This window comes from Streptomyces sp. NBC_00466, assembly GCF_041433995.1.
GTDB lineage: Bacteria > Actinomycetota > Actinomycetes > Streptomycetales > Streptomycetaceae > Streptomyces.
Genome location: NZ_CP107896.1, coordinates 253,222 through 271,720, shown reverse-complemented (window position 1 = coordinate 271,720; position 18,499 = coordinate 253,222). Strand labels below are relative to the sequence as shown.

General features: G+C 72.6%; 16 protein-coding genes and 1 pseudogene. 7 read left to right on the top strand and 10 right to left on the bottom strand.

The window, feature by feature from the left end; genetic code table 11:
- The first annotated feature begins 72 nt into the window (after nucleotides 1-72).
- Together OG210_RS01205 and OG210_RS01200 are read left to right on the top strand one after the other, a co-directional pair.
- Nucleotides 73-1,290 (top strand): aminotransferase class I/II-fold pyridoxal phosphate-dependent enzyme, encoded by a 1,218-nt coding sequence (locus OG210_RS01205; RefSeq protein WP_328333548.1) that lies wholly within the window; start codon nucleotides 73-75, stop codon nucleotides 1,288-1,290.
- A 31-nt stretch (nucleotides 1,291-1,321) separates the two neighbouring features.
- Nucleotides 1,322-2,467: an MBL fold metallo-hydrolase gene (locus OG210_RS01200; RefSeq protein WP_328333550.1), complete on the top strand. Its 1,146-nt coding sequence runs from the start codon at nucleotides 1,322-1,324 to the stop codon at nucleotides 2,465-2,467.
- Nucleotides 2,468-2,497: 30 nt separating this feature from the next.
- Here the strand turns inward: OG210_RS01200 and OG210_RS01195 are convergent, their stop codons facing one another.
- From OG210_RS01195 to OG210_RS01170, 6 genes are all read right to left on the bottom strand, one after another.
- The gene (locus tag OG210_RS01195) at nucleotides 2,498-3,166 is read right to left on the bottom strand and encodes a response regulator (RefSeq protein WP_371534812.1); all 669 of its coding nucleotides are present in this window, start codon (nucleotides 3,164-3,166) and stop codon (nucleotides 2,498-2,500) included.
- Nucleotides 3,163-4,473, bottom strand: coding sequence for a sensor histidine kinase (locus OG210_RS01190; RefSeq protein WP_371540123.1), 1,311 nt, complete (start codon nucleotides 4,471-4,473; stop codon nucleotides 3,163-3,165). Before OG210_RS01190 ends, OG210_RS01195 begins: the two co-directional genes overlap by 4 nt.
- Nucleotides 4,466-5,632, bottom strand: coding sequence for an acyltransferase (locus OG210_RS01185; protein WP_371534810.1), 1,167 nt, complete (start codon nucleotides 5,630-5,632; stop codon nucleotides 4,466-4,468). Before OG210_RS01185 ends, OG210_RS01190 begins: the two co-directional genes overlap by 8 nt.
- Nucleotides 5,625-6,593, bottom strand: coding sequence for an alpha/beta hydrolase (locus tag OG210_RS01180; protein WP_328333558.1), 969 nt, complete (start codon nucleotides 6,591-6,593; stop codon nucleotides 5,625-5,627). The genes OG210_RS01185 and OG210_RS01180 overlap by 8 nt, the downstream gene beginning before the upstream one ends.
- Nucleotides 6,594-6,764: 171 nt before the next feature.
- The gene (locus OG210_RS01175) at nucleotides 6,765-7,397 is read right to left on the bottom strand and encodes a DedA family protein (RefSeq protein ID WP_328333560.1); all 633 of its coding nucleotides are present in this window, start codon (nucleotides 7,395-7,397) and stop codon (nucleotides 6,765-6,767) included.
- Nucleotides 7,394-8,164, bottom strand: coding sequence for an MBL fold metallo-hydrolase (locus OG210_RS01170; protein WP_328333562.1), 771 nt, complete (start codon nucleotides 8,162-8,164; stop codon nucleotides 7,394-7,396). Before OG210_RS01170 ends, OG210_RS01175 begins: the two co-directional genes overlap by 4 nt.
- 488 nt (nucleotides 8,165-8,652) lie before the next feature.
- Here OG210_RS01170 and OG210_RS01165 point away from each other — a divergent pair, with 488 nt between their 5' ends.
- Nucleotides 8,653-10,734 carry a phage holin family protein gene (locus tag OG210_RS01165; protein ID WP_371534807.1) on the top strand — a complete coding sequence of 694 codons (2,082 nt, stop codon included), beginning with the start codon at nucleotides 8,653-8,655 and terminating at the stop codon, nucleotides 10,732-10,734.
- 133 nt (nucleotides 10,735-10,867) lie between these two features.
- On the opposite strand, the gene OG210_RS01160 is transcribed toward OG210_RS01165, so the two are convergent.
- Together OG210_RS01160 and OG210_RS01155 are read right to left on the bottom strand one after the other, a co-directional pair.
- A complete protein-coding gene (locus tag OG210_RS01160) occupies nucleotides 10,868-12,925 on the bottom strand; it encodes a phosphocholine-specific phospholipase C (RefSeq protein ID WP_371534805.1) in 2,058 nt (685 codons plus the stop codon).
- A 200-nt stretch (nucleotides 12,926-13,125) separates the two neighbouring features.
- Nucleotides 13,126-13,605 (bottom strand): MarR family winged helix-turn-helix transcriptional regulator, encoded by a 480-nt coding sequence (locus OG210_RS01155; protein ID WP_371534803.1) that lies wholly within the window; start codon nucleotides 13,603-13,605, stop codon nucleotides 13,126-13,128.
- A gap of 139 nt (nucleotides 13,606-13,744) precedes the next feature.
- Here OG210_RS01155 and OG210_RS01150 point away from each other — a divergent pair, with 139 nt between their 5' ends.
- The 3 genes from OG210_RS01150 to OG210_RS01140 all read left to right on the top strand — a co-directional run bounded on the left by OG210_RS01150 (nucleotide 13,745) and on the right by OG210_RS01140 (nucleotide 15,950).
- Nucleotides 13,745-15,148 (top strand): NADP-dependent succinic semialdehyde dehydrogenase, encoded by a 1,404-nt coding sequence (locus tag OG210_RS01150; RefSeq protein WP_328333568.1) that lies wholly within the window; start codon nucleotides 13,745-13,747, stop codon nucleotides 15,146-15,148.
- Nucleotides 15,149-15,230: 82 nt separating this feature from the next.
- Nucleotides 15,231-15,602: a hypothetical protein gene (locus OG210_RS01145; RefSeq protein WP_328333570.1), complete on the top strand. Its 372-nt coding sequence runs from the start codon at nucleotides 15,231-15,233 to the stop codon at nucleotides 15,600-15,602.
- A 123-nt stretch (nucleotides 15,603-15,725) separates the two neighbouring features.
- The gene (locus OG210_RS01140; protein ID WP_328333572.1) at nucleotides 15,726-15,950 is read left to right on the top strand and encodes a hypothetical protein; all 225 of its coding nucleotides are present in this window, start codon (nucleotides 15,726-15,728) and stop codon (nucleotides 15,948-15,950) included.
- On the opposite strand, the pseudogene OG210_RS01135 reads toward OG210_RS01140, so the two are convergent.
- Nucleotides 15,947-16,081 (bottom strand): annotated as a pseudogene (locus OG210_RS01135) (IS481 family transposase); the annotation flags it as partial. The gene OG210_RS01140 and the pseudogene OG210_RS01135 sit on opposite strands and share 4 nt — an antisense overlap.
- Nucleotides 16,082-16,191: 110 nt before the next feature.
- Entirely contained in the window at nucleotides 16,192-17,175 is a 984-nt protein-coding gene (locus OG210_RS01130) for an NAD(P)/FAD-dependent oxidoreductase (RefSeq protein ID WP_371534800.1), read from the bottom strand.
- Between the two features lie 459 nt (nucleotides 17,176-17,634).
- Between OG210_RS01130 and OG210_RS01125 the strand changes: the two genes are divergently transcribed.
- Nucleotides 17,635-18,477 carry a DUF1684 domain-containing protein gene (locus OG210_RS01125; RefSeq protein WP_371534799.1) on the top strand — a complete coding sequence of 281 codons (843 nt, stop codon included), beginning with the start codon at nucleotides 17,635-17,637 and terminating at the stop codon, nucleotides 18,475-18,477.
- Nucleotides 18,478-18,499 lie beyond the last annotated feature (22 nt).

Here is an 18,499-nt window from a genome sequence, read left to right as displayed (position 1 = left end):
TCCCACGGTCGCCCGGTCGGGCAAATCTACGTATAAAGGTCTCTGGGGGCCGGCGACAGCGGAGGTGCGGGAATGCAGCGGACGGTTCCGGAGAGCCGCGGCCCGGTCCGCTACGGGCCGCCCGCCCCCGGACCCGGACTGCCGGTGCTCCCCGAACTGGCCGCCGCACTCACCGGCGCCGCCTTCCGCACCGACCCCGAGCCGCCCGGCGGCGGGCCCGTGCTGCGGGCGGCGGCCGCCGGATACTGGACCCGCCGCGGACTCGGCTGCGCACCGGGCGACACGGTCGCCGCCGGCGGCGCCCAGTCGCTGCTCCTCGCGCTCCTCGCCGCGGACGGCGGCGACCTCATGCTGCCCCGCCCGTGCCCCGCCTGGTGGATACCGCAGGCACGTCTCGTCGGGCGGTCCGCGTACCCGGTGCCGACCCCGGCGGAGTGCGGCGGGGTGCCCGATCCGTACGCGCTCCTGGAGACCGTACGCAGAGTGCGTGCCGAGGGCGGCAACCCCCGGCTGCTGCTGCTCTCCGTCGCCGACGACCCCACCGCGACCGCCGCCCCGCCCGAGCTGCTGCACCAGGCCTGTGAGGCCGCCCTCTCCGAGGGGCTGCACATCATCAGCGACGAGACCTGGCGCGACACCAGGCACCGTCCCGGCGAGACCGTGCTGCTCAGCCCGGCCGAGATGTGCCCGGCCGAGGTGACCGTCCTGTCCGACCTGGCGGGTTCGCTGACCCCGACGGCCTGGCCGGTGGCCGTCGCCCGGTTCCCCGCCACCGCGGACGGGGCCGCCCGGCGCGCCAGAACGCTGGACGTGCTCACCGCGATCGGGGCGCCGGTGTCCGCACCGGTCGCCGCGGCGGCGGCCTGCGCGCTGGGTGAACCCGCGGCCGTACGGGAACGGTCGGCGCGGGCGAACCGGCTGCACGCCCGGGTGGCCACCGCGGTCCACCACGCGGTGCTCGCCGCGGGCGCGCTCGCCAGGCCCCCGCAGGCCGGGCGCCACCTTTACGCGGACCTGGACCCGCTGCGCTCCGGCCTCGCGGCCCTCGGGGTCACCGACGCGATGGAACTGGAGGACTATCTCGGGCAGCGGATCGGCGCACCGGCGCCAGGGGGCCACCGCTTCGGCGACGATCCGGCCGCCCTGCGGGTGAGGTTCGCGACGGGTCCGCTCGTCGGATCAACCCCCCGGGAGCGTCTGGAGTCCCTCAACTCGGCGGAGCCACTCGAACTACCCCATGTGGCCCGCGCGTTGAGAACCTTTGCGACGGCCCTGGAGCACCTGCGATGAACGACTCACCGCCACCGGACGGAGCCCTTCGATGACGGAACGGACCGAGAGCTCCCTCACCGGGCCGCAGCCACCACAGCCACTGCCGCAGCCGCAAGCCCCGACCGGGTCCCGGCCCCGGCCCGGGCCGCAAGTCCCCGCCGCGGGGAAGACACAGCTCCGGCCGCACACCCGGCCCAGGCCCCGCACCCGCACCCCCGGCCTCCTGCGACCGCCGGGCGAGATCAGACTCTGGCCGAAGTCCTTCGCCGACCGGCTCACCGCTCCGCTGCCCGGTGTCAGGGCGATGGCCAGACTGGCCCGCGAACGCGCGGTGCGGCCACGCTCCGACGGGCTGCGCGACATCCCGCTGCTGCCGTACGCCCCCGCCCCGCTCCCCGAGGCCGACGCCACCACCATCGCCGTCACCTGGGCGGGCCACGCGAGTTGGGTGGTGCGCATCGGCGGTCTCACCGTCCTCACCGACCCGGTCTGGTCGCGCAGGATCCTCGGTACGCCCGCCCGGGTCACCCCGGTCGGGGTCCGCTGGGACGACCTGCCGAAGATCGACGCCGTGGTCATCAGCCACAACCACTACGACCATCTGGACGCCCCCACGGTCAAGCGGCTGCCGCGCGACACCCCGCTCTTCGTCCCGGCCGGACTGGCCCGCTGGTTCCGGCGCCGCCGGTTCACCCGCGTGACCGAGCTCGACTGGTGGGAGTCGGCCGAGACCGGCGGTGTCCGCTTCGACTTCGTGCCCGCCCACCACTGGTCCAAGCGCACCCTCACCGACACCTGCCGCTCGCTCTGGGGCGGCTGGGTCCTCACCGACCAGCGGGGGCAGCGGGTGTACTTCGCAGGCGACACCGGATACGGGCACTGGTTCGGGGAGATCGGCCACCGCCATCCGGGCATCGATCTGGCGCTGCTGCCGATCGGGGCGTACGAACCGCGCTGGATGCTCGGGCCCGTGCACACCGACCCGGAGGAGGCGGTCGCGGCCTGCGAGGATCTGGGCGCGCGCCGGATGGCGCCGATGCACTGGGGCGCGTTCCTGCTCTCCGCCGAGCCGGTGCTCGAACCGCTCACCCGGGTCCGGGCGGCCTGGGAGCTGGCGGGCCGCCCGCGCGACGAGCTCTGGGACCTGCCGGTCGGCGGGTCCAGGGTGCTCCAGGAGGTGCCCGCCGCCGACTGACCGGCCACGGGCCTCCGGCCGTGCGGCCCTTCAGTATCCGGCCGGGCGCACCAGGCCCGTCTCGTACGCGAAGACCGCGGCCTGGGTCCGGTCGCGCAGCCCCAGCTTGACCAGGATCCGGCTCACATGGGTCTTCACGGTCTGCTCCGCCACCACCAGCTGCCCGGCGATCTCCGCGTTGGAAAGCCCCTGGGCGATGAGGGAGAGGACCTCGGTCTCGCGCTCGGTCAGATCGCCGGCCCGGCCCTTCGGCGCGGTGCGGGCGGAGCTGGTCACCCGGGAGAACTCGGCGATGAGGCGTTTGGTGATGTTCGGGGCGAGCAGCGCGTCACCGGCCGCCACCACCCTTACCGCGCGGGCGAGTTCGTCCGCCGACGCGTCCTTCAGGAGGAAGCCCGCCGCGCCCGCGCGGAGCGCCTCGTACACGTACTCGTCCAGGTCGAAGGTCGTCAGCACCAGGACCCGCACGGCCGCACCGCCGGGCCCGGTGATCCGGCGGGTGGCCTCGATACCGCCGAGTTCGGGCATCCGGATGTCCATCAGGACGACGTCCGGGGCGAGTTCGGCGACCCGGGCGATGGCGTCGAGCCCGTCGACCGCCTGGCCGACGACTTCGATGTCCGGCTCCGCGTTGAGCAGCACCGTGAAACCCTGACGGACCATCATCTGGTCGTCGGCGATCAGCACCCGGATGGTCATGAGCGCCCCTCCAGGGGAAGTACCGCCGCCACCTCGTACCCGCCGCCGGGGGTCGGCCCGTCGGCGAAGTCGCCGCCCAGCATGGCGGCGCGCTCGCGCATCCCCAGCAGCCCGTGGCCGGCGCCTGCGGTCGCGGGTGCGGGCCGTCCGGCCGGTGCGGTGTTGGTGACGCGTACGCCGACGGCGGACGAACGGTACGCGATCTCCACCTGTACCTCTGCTCCGGGCGCGTGGCGCAGCACATTGCTGAGCGCTTCCTGCACGATACGGAACGCCGTGAGACCGACACCCGGCGGCAGTGCGTGCGGGAGCCCGGTGGTGTCAGCGGTGACGGTGAGTCCGGCCTTGCGCACCCGGCCGAGCAGTGCGTCCAGCTGGTCCAGGGTGGGCTGCGGCGCGTGCCGCAGGCTGTCGTCCGACGCGTCGTCGGAGCGCAACACCCCCAGGACGCGGCGCAGTTCGGTGAGCGCGGTCACGGCGTTCTCGCGGATGCCCGCGAGGTTCTCGCGCAGCTCGTCGGACGGGTTCTCGACCAGATGCGGGGCGACCTGGGCCTGGATGGAGATGACCGACATGTGGTGCGCCACGACGTCGTGCAGCTCGCGGGCGATCCGGTTGCGCTCCTCCAGGAGGGTGCGCAGGGTCCGCTCCTCGGCGGTGAGTTCGGCCTGGGCGTCGGTCTCCCTGCGGGCCTTCCGCAGGCCGCGCAGCGAGGAGGCGACCACCACGACGGCGAGCAGGACGGGGACCGCGCGGTCGACGTCGTAGTTGTGCGGCTGTGCGGTGATGACGGTGCAGGCGGCTCCGGCGAGCAGGGTGACCACCAGCGCCCCGCCCGCCCGCCGGGGCCGTACCCGCAGCGCCAGCAGGAACAGCGTCCCGCCGGTCAGGAACATCCCGGGAACGGTCCACGGGTAGGGCACAGTGGCGCCGATCCCCGGCTCGGTGAGGGCCAGGGTGGTGACCAGGCCCGTCGACGCCCACCAGGCGGCCACAGGGCGGAACATCGCGGCGACGAGCGCCACCGCCTGGGCGATGCCCAGCAGCAGCGGGAACCCGGGTACGGCGCCGTCGTTGTCCGGCGCGAGACTGTTCGCCTGCATCAAGGCGAGCAGCACCGCGCACAGGACCATCGGAACCACCAGCACCGGCCGCCACGACGTATGTCCGGGCCACTCCCTGACCGGGTCGGCCGGGTCCGTCAGATCGTGCAGCAGGGCGCGCGGCGCACGGCGCACGGCTGCCCTCGCCCCCTCCCGGCTCCACCGGGGCGGCCCCTGCCGTGTCACCCGGTCCGCCTCAGACATGGCCATGATGTGTCTCCCCCCGTGGGGCGGGCGCCCCGGTCCGCACGACCCTGCTGTGCCCGCGCCGCCCCTGCTCGTACGTGTGGAACGCGGCCCAGCACACCAGCAGTGCCGCGGCGAACACCGGCAGCCAGGCCGCCCGCGCGAGCACCCAGCCCCAGCCGTCGGGGACGGTGTGCAGGCCCGGCAGTGCCCGGCCGGTGAGCATACCGACGGCGGTGACGGCCATCATCGCAGTCTGGTGCCAGAGGAAGACCGTCATCGCGGAGAGGTTGACCAGCGCCACCGCGGCCCAGGCGGCCGGGCGCGCCAGCACCCGGCGCAGCGGGCCGAGCAGCAGCAGAGCGGCACCGCACTGGGCGAGACCGAAGGTGACGGCGGCGAGGGTGGGCGGATCGAGGTTCGATATCCGGGAGCCCGGCACCCCGACCATGGACGCCGGGTATCCCGCCCACAGGACGACCGCCGCGGTGGCCGCGGCGCCGCCCAGCAGCAGGGTCCAGGCCGTCCGGCGGTCGTTGAGCGCGCCGCGCGCCCAGGCCGTGCCCACGCAGTACGGCACGAGCCAGCCCGCCGCCACATTGATCCAGCCGAGCCAGGAGGGCCCGCCGAGACCGAAGCGGATCAGGTCGACGTGCAGCACGACGGCGATCGGCCACAGCGGGTGCAACCGGGTGACCAGCGGGGTCGCCGCCGTGAGCCCCGCGAAGACCAGCAGGAACCAGAGCGGCGACAGCACCAGTTTGAGCAGGGCGTGCACGGTCTCCGGGCCGACGCCCGACACGAGCATCACAGCCGCCGCCACGGTCCACACCGCCAGCACCGCGGCGACCGGCCGGCCCAGCCGCACCAGCCGGGCCCCCAGCCACTGCCGGTAGCTGACGCCCCGGCCCCGGGCCGTCGCGTAACTCACCGCACCCACCTGGCCGCCCACCAGGAAGAAGACCGCCAGGGTCTGCAACAGCCAGGAGACCGGCGTGAGTTCGGGCATGTGCTGCAGCGGGCTCGCGCCGTGCACCGTGCCGCTGTCGGTGACCAGGGCCGTCACCAGCCAGTGGCCGAGCACCACACCGAGGATCGCGAGGGCGCGCAGCGCGTCGACGGCCCGGTCGCGGCCGGGCGGGGTCGCGGACTCGATCCGCCGGACGAGGTCACGCATGGCGGACCACCCCGGAAGGGGTCTGCCCGGAGACGATCCGGGCGAGGTTCGCCAGCGACAGCGAACCGGGCTTCAGATAGTCGCTGTGGCCGCCGTCGCCCGCGTCGAACACCCGGGCACCGAAACCGGCCGCGACCGGATCGGCGCCAAGACCGACGGTGACGAACGGCAGCGGGATCCGTACGTGGGGCACGTCGGCGATCCAGTCGTCGCCGCCCCGGCCGGCCCAGACGGTGGCCCGGGTGTGCAGGGCGGCGGCGCTGCCCCGTCCGGCGCCGGGGCTGCCGTACAGGACGATGCCGTTGACGTCGAGCCCGGCGGCGGCCCGGCCGCAGACCACCGCACCGTACGAATGGCAGAGCAGCGAGATCCGGGCGGCCGGCGCGGCCCCGCCCAACTCCCGGACGAAACGGCGCAGTACGGGTGCCGCGTCGTCCGCGCGGCCGGTGGTCAGCACGGTGGGGCTCACCGTGGCCGGTGTCGCGTACCCGAGCCAGGCCACGACGGCCGACCCGCCGCCCAACTGCCGCCGCAGCGCCTCCGCACCGGCCAGCAGCCGTCCGTACTGGTCGAGTCCGGTGTCGGAACCCGGGACCAGTACGGCGATCCGCCGGGCCCGCGACAGGTCGCCGAAGACCTCGGCGGTGCGCCCGCCGTCGCGCCCGTCGAAGCTGAGGAAGTGGCGCCCCGGCCGTGCCATGACACGGAGCGAACGGGCGCGCTTGGTGTCGCCGTCGGCCAGGGCGGTGCGCGCCGCAGCCCTGATGTCGGCGCGGGTCGTGGCGTACCGCACGGCGAGGGCCGCCGGTGCGACGGTCCGCAGGGGGGCCAGGGCCGTCGGCGCGGGTGCGGGGACGGCCGCCGGGCGGGCCGCACCCGACACCGGCACGGCCACCGAAGCGGTGACGAGTGCGGTGAGCAGGGCGCGGCGCAGTCGGGTGCTGTGCGGGCGGGACGCCATGGATGGTCCTTCCGTACCGGATGGCTTCGTGCTTCCGGTACAGAAGTTATGGATCACCCCGCCTGGTCGGCGTCCCGCTGCGGAGCGAACCTCCCGCGTCACTCCTGAGTACTACGGGTAGGGGTGGGGCAGTGCGAACGGGGCCAGGTGGCCGGGAAGTTGGGGGAGTGCTCAGCGGGGCGCGGGCGAACCGGTGCGCGTCCTGAGCCTGCGCCACGCGGCGGGCGCCCCGCTCACCAGCAGGGTGAGTGCGACCGCCACGACCACACCCTTCCAGGGCTCGTCGAAGAGCGAGCCGCCGAGTATGCCGATGAGCTGGTACGCGGCGGCCCAGGCGAGACAGGCCGGAATGTCGCCGCGGGCGAACCTGCGCAGCGGCATCTCGCCCAGCAGACAGGCAAGCATCACCGGAATCCTCCCGGCCGGGACCAGCCGGGAGAGCACGAGCACCGAATTGCTGTGCTTGTCGAGCTGGTCCTGCGCCTTCGTCAGACGCGCCTGCGGGACCCGGTTGCGCAGCGCCTCCAGCCAGCGCGAGCCGTTCTTGGAGTGCACACCGCGCCGGCCGAGCCAGTACAGCGCCATGTCCCCGAGGAAAGCGGCGGACGAGGCGACCGCGAACACGAGGAGCAGTGCCAGTGGATCGGTCTGGTGGAGGGCGACCACGGCCGCGGAACTCACCAGCGCGCCCGTGGGCACCACCGGCACCAGGGACCCCAGGGCCACCAGCAGGAACAGCGACGGATAGCCCACGGCCTGCTGAGTGGACTCGGGGGGGACCTGGCTCACCAGTGCGGATATCACCGGGCCACCTCCGGCCGCACCAGTTCACCGTGAGTGAGCCGGTACACGGAGACCTCGGGCGCCAGCAGCGCAGCCTGCCGTACGAACTCGTCGCCCGGCGTGTGGAATTCGTGCGGACGCACAGCGTCCATCCCGACCGGCCAGTACGTGCCGTAGTGCACCGGGACGGCGGAGCGCGGCCGCAGGACGGCCAGCGCCTCGGCGGCCCGCCGGGCGTCCAGGTGCTCCTGCCCGAGGAACGGGCCCCAGCCGCCGACCGGAAGCAGCGCCACGTCGATGTCGCCCACGGACTCGGCCATCGCGTCGAACAGGCCGGTGTCCCCGGCGAAGTAGGTCCGCGCCTCACCGCTGACGACGAAGCCGAGCGCGGGCGCGCGCTGCGGGCCGAAGGGCATCCGGCGGCCGTCGTGGCGTGCGGGCACCGCACGGACGACCAGATCGGCGACCCGGACCTCGTCGCCCGCCCGGACCTCGGTGATGTCCAGGCCGAGCCGCCGCAGCCCCGGCACGGCACGGACCGCGCCGCGCGGCACGATCAGCGTGGTGCCCGGCGCGAGGCGGGCCAGCGACGGCAGATGCAGATGGTCGGCGTGCAGATGCGAGACGAGGACGGCCCGGGCGGCCGCGGCTCTGGGCGGCGGCACCGCGCCGCGGCGGCGGCGGAGATGGGCGAGCCTGTGCGTGAACAGCGGGTCGGTCAGCACCCGGACCCCGGAGTCCTCGACCGTGCAGGTGGCATGTCCCCACCAGGTCACATCGACCGGCACCTGCTGCCTCCTCACCTCTGGTCGCGGCGGTACGCGTCGGTATGCGTCCATACGCGTCGGCTCGTATCGGGTCGCGTCCGGTTCCACGCGACTCTATGCGCCCCGTTCCCGGGACAGCGTGTCACGTCTGTCCCGGCCCATGGTGGGTAGCGATCAGGCAAAACGGGAGGAGGCTCCGTGACCCTGTACTCGGTGCAGTGTCCGCGCTGCGGAGGTGTCCTCGCCGTCACGCAGGACGGCTGGAAGATCTGCCACTCCTGCGGGTACTCGTCCCCGCCGTGATGTCCCGGCCCTCACGCCCCCACCCTGATGTCCCCGCCCCGACATTCGCACCGTCGTCCCAGCCGTGACACGCGTCACGGCGGTGGGACCGGACCGCCGCCCCTGCCGCCCGGTGGCCGCGGCCGTCGCCGGGCCGCCGTCGGTTCCTGTGAAAAGCTGGCCGACGGGCCCACCCGGGGTCCCGCAGGACGTGAGGTGGAAGAGGCGTGGCCGCAGGGCGATGGCGCAGGGCGGGCAGCGCTCTGTTCCGGGTGATCGTGGTGTGGGCCGTGTCCACACTGACCATGCTGGCGCTCGCCGGGATCCTGCCGGACTTCCGGCTGGAGTCCGCCAACGGCGACAGCGCCACCACGGTGGCGATCACCGCCGGCTGGGGCGCCGCCGCCTTCGGTCTGCTCAGCGCGCTGGTGTGGCCCCTGGTGGTGCGCGCGCTGCTGCTGGTCCCGGCCCTCGTCCTCGGCCTGCTGGTCTTCTTCCTCAACGGCTCGCTCCTGCTGGTGGCCCTGGACCTGATCCCGAACGGCCGCGGAACGTCCAACCCCGAGACGGCGGTGGTGGTCGCCGCCGTGATGTCCGCCGTCGCCTCCGCCACCTCCACCGCTCTCGCGGTGCGCGACGACGAGGCGTACCGCCGCAGGCTCTCGCGCCTCGCCTCCCGCAGACGGCGCAGACGCGGCGAGGACACCGGGCGGGGCGGACCGCACGGCACGGTCTTCCTCCAGCTCGACGGGGTGGGCCACGCGGCACTGCTGCGCGCGGTCCACGACGGGCTGATGCCCACCGTCGCCGGATGGATCGGCTCGACCCACCGGCTCGACGCCTGGCGCACCGACTGGTCCAGCCAGACCGGCGCCAGCCAGCTGGGCATCCTGCACGGCTCCAACCACGACATCCCCGCCTTCCGCTGGTACGAGAAGGAGACCGGCGGCGTGATGGTCTGTAACCGGCCGGCCAGCGCGGCGGAGCTCCAGCGCCGGGCGGCCGCGCGCACCGGCGACGCCGGGCTGCTCAGCATGGACGGCGCCAGCCGCGGCAACCTCTTCAGCGGCGGAGCCGACGAACTGGCCCTGGTGCTCTCGGTCGCCGCACGGCGGGACCGCGACCACCGCTCCCGGGCCGGCTACTTCGCGTACTTCTCCGACCCGGCGAACGCCGTCCGTACCGCGCTCTCGTTCTTCGCCGAGGTCGGCCGCGAGATCGGTGAGTCGACGCGGGCCCGCGCCCGGAAGGAGGAGCCGCGGCTCAAGCGCGGCGGCCTCTACCCGTTCATCAGGGCCTTCGCGACCGTGGTGGAGCGGGACGTGGTGGTGTCCGCGGTGATAGGTGACATGTTCGCCGGGCGGACCGCGGTCTACGCCGACCTGGTGGCGTACGACGAGGTGGCGCACCACAGCGGGCCGCACAGCAGGGACGCGGCGAAGGTGCTCGCCCGGCTCGACCGGTCGCTGGCGCTGATCGCGAAGGCCGAGAACCACGCACCGCGCCCGTACCGCATCGTGCTGCTCTCCGACCACGGGCAGAGCCCCGGGCAGACCTTCGAGGGCGCGTACGGGCTGACGCTCAGGGACCTGGTGCGGGCGGGCTGCGGGCTGCCGGTCCCGCGCCGGGCGCAGCGGACGATGAGCGGCTCGGAGGCGAGGGCCGCGGTCCGCGTGGTGCTGCACCGGCCGGTGCCGGCCGGCGACGAGACCCCGCCGGACCCCGGCTCCGACCCGGTCGTGCTGGCCTCCGGGAACCTCGGGCTGATCTCCTTCCCCGGCGCGCCCGGCCGGATGACGCGCGAGCAGCTTGACCGCCGCCACCCGGCGCTGCTGCCCACCCTGGCCAACCACCCGGGGATCGGGTTCCTGCTCCTGGCGAGCGAGGAGCACGGCTCGGTGGTGCTCGGGCCGGGCGGCGCCGAGGTGCCCGTCGCCCTGCTGGCCGACGGCGAGGGGCCGCTCCGGGGCTTCGGGCCCGGTGCGGCCGACGCCGTTCGCAGGACCGACGCGTTCCCGCATGTCGCCGATGTCATGGTCAATTCGATGTACGACCCGGAGACCGGCGCCGTGCACGCCTTCGAGGGGCAGATCGGCTCGCACGGGGGCCTCGGCGGCGAGCAGTCGGCGCCCTTCCTGCTGGCGCCGCTCGATCTCTCGCCGCCGGTGGGCGAGGGGCAGCAACTGGTCGGCGCCGAGCAGGTGCACGGCGTCCTGCGGCGCTGGCTGACCGAGTGCCAGGGCCCCCAGGTCCCGCTCGGGGCAGCGGTCCCCGTAGCGGACGGCGCCGGGCCCGACGCCACGGCCTGAGCCCGGCGCCCGCCGCGCTTCCGACGTTCCTGGTCCGACAGCGTCCGCTCCGGTGCCCGGCCCCGGCTCGCGGGACCCGGCACCGGCAGCGGTTCAGTCGTTCTGCCGTTCTGCCGTTCGGCCATGGAGTGGTTCAGCCGGTGATGATCGCCGGGTCGCTCACACCGGGCCGGCCGTTCTCGACATGTCCGGCCAGCCGGCGCAGATAGCCGCTGTCCTGGTCCGAGACCACGGTCAGGTCGTACCACTGCCGGGTGGAGCGCAGGTCCACCGCGTACACCACGGTCTTCCCCGTGCGGACCGTGAAGGTCTCGCTCTTCCCGCCGTACGCGTTGGTGACCGTGAGGTGGCAGTCGGCGCTGCCCGCATTGGTCATCGTCAGCTCGACCGAGCCGTCGGTGGCCTGGTGACGGGCGGTCACCTCGGGACCGGCCGTGGTGCCAGGGCCCTTGAACGTGCGGAGGAAGCCGTTCGGGCCGAACACCGACAGATCGTAGGAGCCCTTGGAGTACGACGTGTTCCAGGTGTCCGAGAGCTGCTTGCCCGCCTCGGCGGTGTACGTCCACGGCCCGTCGCCGCGGTTGGCCGACGTCACTGTGAAGCAGGCTCCGGCGGCCGTGCCCCCGCTGAACGTGAGCGTGAACTTCCCGTCGGACGGCGCCGCCTGCCCGTCCACCAGCGGCGCGTAGGCCAGCGGACGCGACGGCCGCGACCCCGCCTCCTGCTTGGGCAGCGCAGGGTCCGCGGGCGCCTTGGGTACGTAACTGTCGTGCCGCTTGTTGTCCGGCGGCTTGAAACCGTCGGTGTCCGGCAGCGTGGCCGGCTCGGTGTCCTGCAGACCGAAGTCGAAGGCGGACGTCAGGTCACCGCAGATGGCCCGGCGCCAGGGCGAGATGTTCGGCTCGGCCACCCCGAAGCGGCGCTCCATGAAGCGGATGACCGAGGTGTGGTCGAAGACCTCGGAGCACACGTAACCGCCCGTGCTCCAAGGGGAGACGACGGTCATCGGGACGCGCTGGCCGAGGCCGTAGGGCCCCGCGCCGTAACTCGCGTCGCCGGGGAAGTAGTCGAGCGAGGTGTCCACGGTGGAGAGGCCCCGGTCCGCGGAGGCGGGCGGGAACGGCGGGAGGGCGTGGTCGAAGTAGCCGTCGTTCTCGTCGTAGGTGACGAAGAGCGCCGTCTTGCTCCACACCTCCGGGTTCGAGGTCAGTGCGTCCAGCACCTGCGAGACGTACCAGGCACCGTAGTTGGCAGGCCAGTTGGGGTGTTCGGAGAAGGCTTCGGGGGCGGCGACCCAGGAGACCTGAGGGAGCTTGTCCGCCTTCACATCGGCCTTGAGTATGTCGAAGAAGCCGTCGCCGTTCTTGGCGTCGGTGCCGGTGCGCGCCTTCTCGTACAGCGGGTCGCCGGGCTTCGCGTTGCGGTACTTGTTGAAGTACAGCAGCGAGTTGTCGCCGTAGTTGCCGCGGTACGCGTCGTCGATCCAGCCCCAGGAGCCGGCCGCGTCCAGGCCGTCGCCGGTGTCCTGGTAGATCTTCCAGGAGACCCCGGACGCCTCCAGACGCTCGGGGTAGGTCGTCCAGTCGTACCCGGCCTCGGCGTTGCCGAGCACCGGGCCGCCGCCCTTGCCGTCGTTGCCGACGTGACCGGACCACAGGTAGTAGCGGTTGGGGTCGGTGGCCCCCATGAACGACGAGTGGTAGGCGTCGCACACTGTGAACGCGTCGGCCAGCGCGTAGTGGAACGGGATGTCCTCGCGGGTCAGATGGGCCATCGTGCCCGCGGACTTGGCGGGAATCCACTGGTCGTACTTGCCCTGGTTCCAGGCTTTGTGGCCGCCTGCCCAGTCGTGGTCGAGGCCGGCGATGAACTGCATGCCGAGGTCCTCGGCGTCCGGGTGGTAGGGCAGCACGTCCTTGGTGCCGTCCGACTGGTACCAGACCGGCTTCCCGCCGACGGGCGTCACCGGGCGGGGGTCGCCGAAGCCGCGTACACCCTTCATGGACCCGAAGTAGTGGTCGAACGAACGATTCTCCTGCATGAGGACGACGATGTGCTCGACGTCCTTGATCGTTCCCGAGAGCCGCTGCGCGGGGATGGCGGCGGCGCGGTCGATGCTGTTCGACAGGGCCGAGAAGCCCGCGGTCGCGCCCGCGATCTGGAGGAAGCGGCGCCGATTGAACTGAGGCATGTGTGGGGGTACCTCTCGCGGTGTGAGGGCAATATCCAGCCGAGTCTTCCCAGATGAGGGGGTGAAAGGGAAGGGGTAATGGCGCCCAAGTGACGGACCAGGACACACGATGCGAACAACCAGGCCGATTTCGGCCCGTCTTCCCCGGCGTGTCCTCACCCAGCGTGTCCTCACGCAGCGCGCCCTCACACCGCGTGTCCTCACACCGTGGGCGCCCCGGCCGGCTTCGGCTCGATGAAGACCATCGGTACCTCATTGCTCCGCACCAGCCGCCCCAGCACCGCCGCCAGCCGGTCGCGTTCCGCCGGGCCGATTCCGTCGGCCAGGGCCTCCATCCGCGCGCTCGCGCCGGCGTAGAAGTCGCCGGACATCCTGGCGCCCTCGGGGGACAGCGCGACCCGTACCGCGCGCCTGTCCAGCGGATCCGGCTCCCGGTGCACAAGCCCGCGCCGCTCCGCCCGGTCGACGAGACCGGTCAGGCTGGACTTCTCCAGGCCCAGCATGGTGCTCAACTCGCCCATGCCGCGCGGCTGGGCCATCAGTACGCAGATCAACTGGGCCTGCTGTACGGGCAGTCCGTACTCCCGGCTGGCTTCCGTGTACACGGCCTGCACCAGGAACGACGTCCGCACCAGCGCGGCCGCGATCCCCATCGGCTCCTCACCCTTGATCATCGCCATCGGGCCAGCATAGGGCGGACGGTTCGTGCCGCGAACCATTCGGGCGGGTGCGTCCCGCCCCGCCCGTCCGCGCGCCCGCGTTGCGGCGGGGCACCGGGCGCGCGAAGGTCGGAAGGGCGAGTACGAGGAGGACCCACCCATGCCCATCGCCACGGTGAACCCCGCCACCGGTGAAACGCTCCAGACCTTCGAGGCGCTGGGCGCCGAGGAGATCGAACGCCGCCTCGCGGCGGCCCACGCCACCTTCCGTGAGTACCGCACCACGGAGTTCGCCGAGCGGGCCCGGCTGCTGAACCGTGCCGCCGATCTGCTGGAGAGCGAGCAGAAGGACATCGCGCGCACGATGACCACCGAGATGGGCAAACCGGTCGCCGCGGCCCGCGCCGAGGCCGCCAAGTGCGTCAAGGCGATGCGCTGGTACGCCAGGCACGCGGCCGAGCTGCTGGCCGACGAGCACCCGTCCCGGGCCGACGCCGCGGACTCCGGCGCTGCCCGCGTGTACACCCGCTACCGCCCGCTGGGCGTCGTGCTGGCCGTCATGCCATGGAACTTCCCGCTCTGGCAGGTCGTACGGTTCGCCGCGCCCACGCTGATGGCGGGCAACACGGGCCTGCTCAAGCACGCGTCAAATGTGCCGCAGACCGCCCTCTACCTGGGGGAACTCTTCGAGAGGGCCGGATTCCCGCAGGGCTGCTTCCAGACCCTGCTGATCGGCTCGGGCGCGGTCGAGGCGATCCTGCGCGACCCCCGGGTGGCCGCGGCGACCCTCACCGGCAGCGAACCGGCCGGCCGCTCGGTCGCGGCCGTCGCGGGCGACGAGGTCAAGAAGACCGTACTGGAGCTGGGCGGCAGCGATCCGTACATCGTGATGCCGTCGGCCGACATCGGGCGGGCAGCGCGGACCGCGGTGACGGCCCGGGTGCAGAACAACGGGCAGTCCTGCATCGCCGCCAAGCGCTTCATCGTCCATACGGATGTCTACGACGCATTCATGGAGGAGTTCACCACCCGGATGGCCGCACTGACGGTCGGCGACCCGCTGGACGAGTCGACCGATGTCGGACCGCTCGCCACCGAGCAGGGCCGCACCGATGTGGAGGAGCTGGTCGACGACGCCGTACGTAGGGGAGCGACCGCGCTCTGCGGCGGCGGGCGGCCGAAGGGGGCCGACCGCGGCTGGTTCTTCTCGCCCACCGTCCTGATGGGCATCACCAGCGACATGCGGATCCACCACGAGGAGGCGTTCGGCCCGGTGGCCACCGTCTACCGGGTGACGGGCGCCGACGAAGCGGTGCGGGTGGCCAACGACACGCCGTTCGGGCTGAGTTCCAACGTCTGGACCCGGGACGAGGACGAGGTGGACCTGTTCGTACGGGACCTCGAAGCGGGCGGTGTCTTCTTCAACGGCATGACCGCCTCCCACCCGGCCCTGCCCTTCGGCGGGGCCAAGCGCTCCGGGTACGGGCGCGAGCTCTCCGGCCACGGCCTCCGCGAGTTCTGCAACATCACCACCGTCTGGCACGGCGCCGACCCCGGCGAGTGACCCGGAGCCGGTCCCCGGGCCCGTCCCCGTACCCCGCGCGATTCAGCAAGGAAAGCGTGAATCAGCAAGGAAAGTGAGCACGATGGCCGACACGGAGAACCAGGACACGCTCGTCACGGTGGCGCTCACCGGCCACTCGGAGGAGGACGCGGCGGCCGTCTTCGGCGCGCTGCGCTCGGCCTTCCCCTGCGACCGGCCCGCGGGGGACGCCCCGCAGCCGGAGATCCCCGGCCGGGTGACCGTGTGGGCCGCGTCCTACGAGGTGCTGGACGCCGACCCGGGGAAGCTCGGAGCGGCCAGCCTGACGGGACCGGTCATGGCGACCGTGCAGGGCGGCTACCACGCGGTCGACCTGGTGCGGAACGCGCTGGGCACCGTGTTCTCCGTGGAGGAGCAGGGCGAAGCCCTCGGTGACCAGGAGAAGGAGCTGAACCTCCAGCTGGAGAACAGGTAGTCCGCCGGATCGCACCGGTCATCGCACCGGTCATCCGGCATACCCCGACTTGTACTGTTCCAGACCGTCGTGACCGGTTCGAGCACCTGCCGAGGTGGGAGAATTGGAGGGGAGGAGGCGGAAATGGAATACGTTATGCAGGCCCATCTCCAGGAGGGTTCGTCGCCCACGGACGAGCACCCCAGGGTGCAGTGGTGGCACATCGCGCACGTCAGGGAGACGACAGCTCTGTGCGGGCGCGAGCTGGACCCGGCCGCACCCAAACAGTCGACGGACGTCTGGGGTACGCCCGAGAGCCAGCCCTTCTGCCACACCTGCGGCGCCCTGTATCTGCGCCAGGTCCCCTAGGTGTATTGCCCTGTGAGGTTGGGGACGCGACTGGCGGGTGGTTTGCCTGTGAGCGTGGTGTGTCCGCGGTGGTGATTGTAGGTGTGGAGCCAGGCGGGGTAGGCGTCGCGTCGTTCCTGTTCTGACCGGTAGGTGTGTTGTCCTGGTGCGTTGGTGACCGGCGACACGTCTGCGGAGGTGCCTGAAAGGGGCGAGGGCCTTCTGGCCCGGTGAGGGTTGCGACCGCCGAGCCAGAAGGTGTTCACCGTCCTTGGGCCTGCGCCCGCACCCGGTCCTCTCGTGCGCGCCGCAGCGTGGCGACGGCGATGCTGGTGTCCTCCGCCACCAGATCGGCGTTGATCGCGACGGCGCTCACAGTGCCGGCCGCCGTCGCGCCGACGACCTGAGCGGTCAGGTCGGTAGCATTGCCGGCCACCCACACGCCCGGCACCGCGGTGCGGCCGGTCGCGTCCGCCTCGATGTGCTCGCCGACCCCCATCGGGTGCTCGACCGGGTCGAGGCCGAGGCCCGACAGCAACTTGCCGGCGCGCATCCGCGGACTCAAGGCCACCGCCGCGACCTCGACCACCCGGCCGGAAGCCATGCGGATCCCGGTCAGCCGGTCCTCGTCCACCTCGACGGCTGCCACCGCGCCCTGCACGACGTCGATACCGCGCGCGGTCAGCTGTTCGCGCTGATCGTCGGTGACCTCGACCCGGTCGGCGGGGAACAGGATGACGCGCGAGGTCCACTGCCGGAAGAGCAGCGCTTGGTGCACCGACATTGGCCCTGTTCCCAGCACTCCCAAGGACTGGTCGCGGATCTCCCACCCGTGGCAGTACGGGCAGTGCAGGACATCGCGGCCCCACCTCTCGGCGAGACCCGGCACCTCGGGCAGCTCGTCGGTCAGCCCCGTGGCCACCAGCAGCCGCCGGGCGCGGTAGCGTTCGCCGGCCTCCGTCACGACCTCGACCCGCCCGTCGAGCCGCTCGACGGAGACCACGCGACCGGACACCAGGCTGCCGCCGTAGCGGGCCACCTCCTCCCGCCCACGAGCGACGAGATCGTGAGGCGGTATGCCGTCGCGTGAGAGGAATCCGTGCACGCCGGAGGCGGGCGCGTTGCGCGGCTCCCCCGAGTCGATCACCACCACGGAGCGGCGTGCTCGGGCCAGGGTCAGTGCCCCGGACAGACCGGCGGCACCGCCGCCGATGACGATCACTTCCACGGACTGGTCTGTGTTCATGTCGGGCATGTTCACTTGCCCTGGCCGGTAAAGCAAAAGAACTTGCCGAGTCCGCAAAATTCGACCAACGGGGCGAGTGGCGAGCCGTGGAGTAGCGCGCAAGCGGGCCTCCACGGCGGCCGGCGTGACGTTCTTCAGGGCAATGGCAGGGCGACGGTAGAGCGACGCCAAGGGTGACGTCAGAGTGCGAGCGCCGGCACCGGCACGATGCTCCCAATTTGCCGTATTGGCAAGCTGGTTTGCCCATTCTTAGGGGTGGGCGCACCATCCACACCATCGACACGGCCGGTCGGACCGCGGTGGTCGGGGCTGGTGCGGGGACGCGCCGCGCGGGGGGCATGCCGTCCCTGCCCGATCTGCGCCGGCCGTCGACCGGCCGTCGAACCGGTCGGCGTTTCCGGCCGGTGGTGATTCCTGACTGCGGTCGCGTGTGACCGCCACCTTGGAGAGGAGAACGCTGTGTCCAGCGAGTGCTTCGACGATGACGGTGAGTTGACCGGGTACGACGGGTGGCGCCGGAGCCGGTGGGAGGAGATGGCGGGCCCGGACGGGAAGGCGGGCCGCATCGCCTATCGACTGATCACGGAACCAGGCCAGGAGTTCCCCGAGGTTCCGGGGCGGTGGACGTCCACCGGCTTCTCGGGGAGCCTGACGCTGACCGCGGCCCGTACCGACGGCGTGTGGGCCGATGGCCACGCGGTCGACGGCACGGTGGAACTGACCGACGCCAGCCGCCTGTCCTTCCCCGATGGGCTGCGCGGCACCATCGAGGAACTGCAGGGAGCCCACGTCCTGGTCGTGTGGGACCCGGCCGCGCCGACCCTCGTCGGTCTGCGCGGGATCGAGGCGTGGCAGTGCGACCCGGCCTGGATCGTTGAGGCGGAGTACCGTCCGGCGGATGCCGGACGCCGCCTGGAGGTGACCCGGCTGACCAGCCCGAGTACGCAGGACGCCCTCCCGGCCCCGGGGGACTTCGTCTTCGATCTGCGCGGCGAGCGGCACACGCTCCGGGCGTTCGGCGTGGGCGGCGACGTCCTGCTGGTCACGTTCACCGACGGCACCAGCGGCACGGACACGCCCGCCATGGGCCGGTGGCTGATCCTGCCCCAGCCCAAGGACGCCAAGGGCACGGTCCGTATCGACTTCAACCGCGCCGTTGTCCCCCACCACATGTTCTCGGCGGCCTTCCCCTGCCCCATGCCGCCCCGGGAGAACCACCTCCCCCTGCGTGTCGAGGCGGGAGAACGCACCCCCGTCTTCGAAGAGAACGCGGCCGTTGGCACCACTACCCCCGCCGTCTGACCTCCCCCGCAACCAGCACGCC

Coding starts and splice junctions, on each gene's coding strand:
- OG210_RS01205 (WP_328333548.1), top strand. CDS start 73: ATGCAGCGGACGGTTCCGGAGAGCCGCGGCCCGGTCCGCTACGGGCCG.
- OG210_RS01200 (WP_328333550.1), top strand. CDS start 1,322: ATGACGGAACGGACCGAGAGCTCCCTCACCGGGCCGCAGCCACCACAG.
- OG210_RS01195 (WP_371534812.1), bottom strand. CDS start 3,166: ATGACCATCCGGGTGCTGATCGCCGACGACCAGATGATGGTCCGTCAG.
- OG210_RS01190 (WP_371540123.1), bottom strand. CDS start 4,473: ATGTCTGAGGCGGACCGGGTGACACGGCAGGGGCCGCCCCGGTGGAGC.
- OG210_RS01185 (WP_371534810.1), bottom strand. CDS start 5,632: ATGCGTGACCTCGTCCGGCGGATCGAGTCCGCGACCCCGCCCGGCCGC.
- OG210_RS01180 (WP_328333558.1), bottom strand. CDS start 6,593: ATGGCGTCCCGCCCGCACAGCACCCGACTGCGCCGCGCCCTGCTCACC.
- OG210_RS01160 (WP_371534805.1), bottom strand. CDS start 12,925: ATGCCTCAGTTCAATCGGCGCCGCTTCCTCCAGATCGCGGGCGCGACC.
- OG210_RS01155 (WP_371534803.1), bottom strand. CDS start 13,605: ATGGCGATGATCAAGGGTGAGGAGCCGATGGGGATCGCGGCCGCGCTG.
- OG210_RS01150 (WP_328333568.1), top strand. CDS start 13,745: ATGCCCATCGCCACGGTGAACCCCGCCACCGGTGAAACGCTCCAGACC.
- OG210_RS01145 (WP_328333570.1), top strand. CDS start 15,231: ATGGCCGACACGGAGAACCAGGACACGCTCGTCACGGTGGCGCTCACC.
- OG210_RS01140 (WP_328333572.1), top strand. CDS start 15,726: ATGGAATACGTTATGCAGGCCCATCTCCAGGAGGGTTCGTCGCCCACG.
- OG210_RS01130 (WP_371534800.1), bottom strand. CDS start 17,175: ATGAACACAGACCAGTCCGTGGAAGTGATCGTCATCGGCGGCGGTGCC.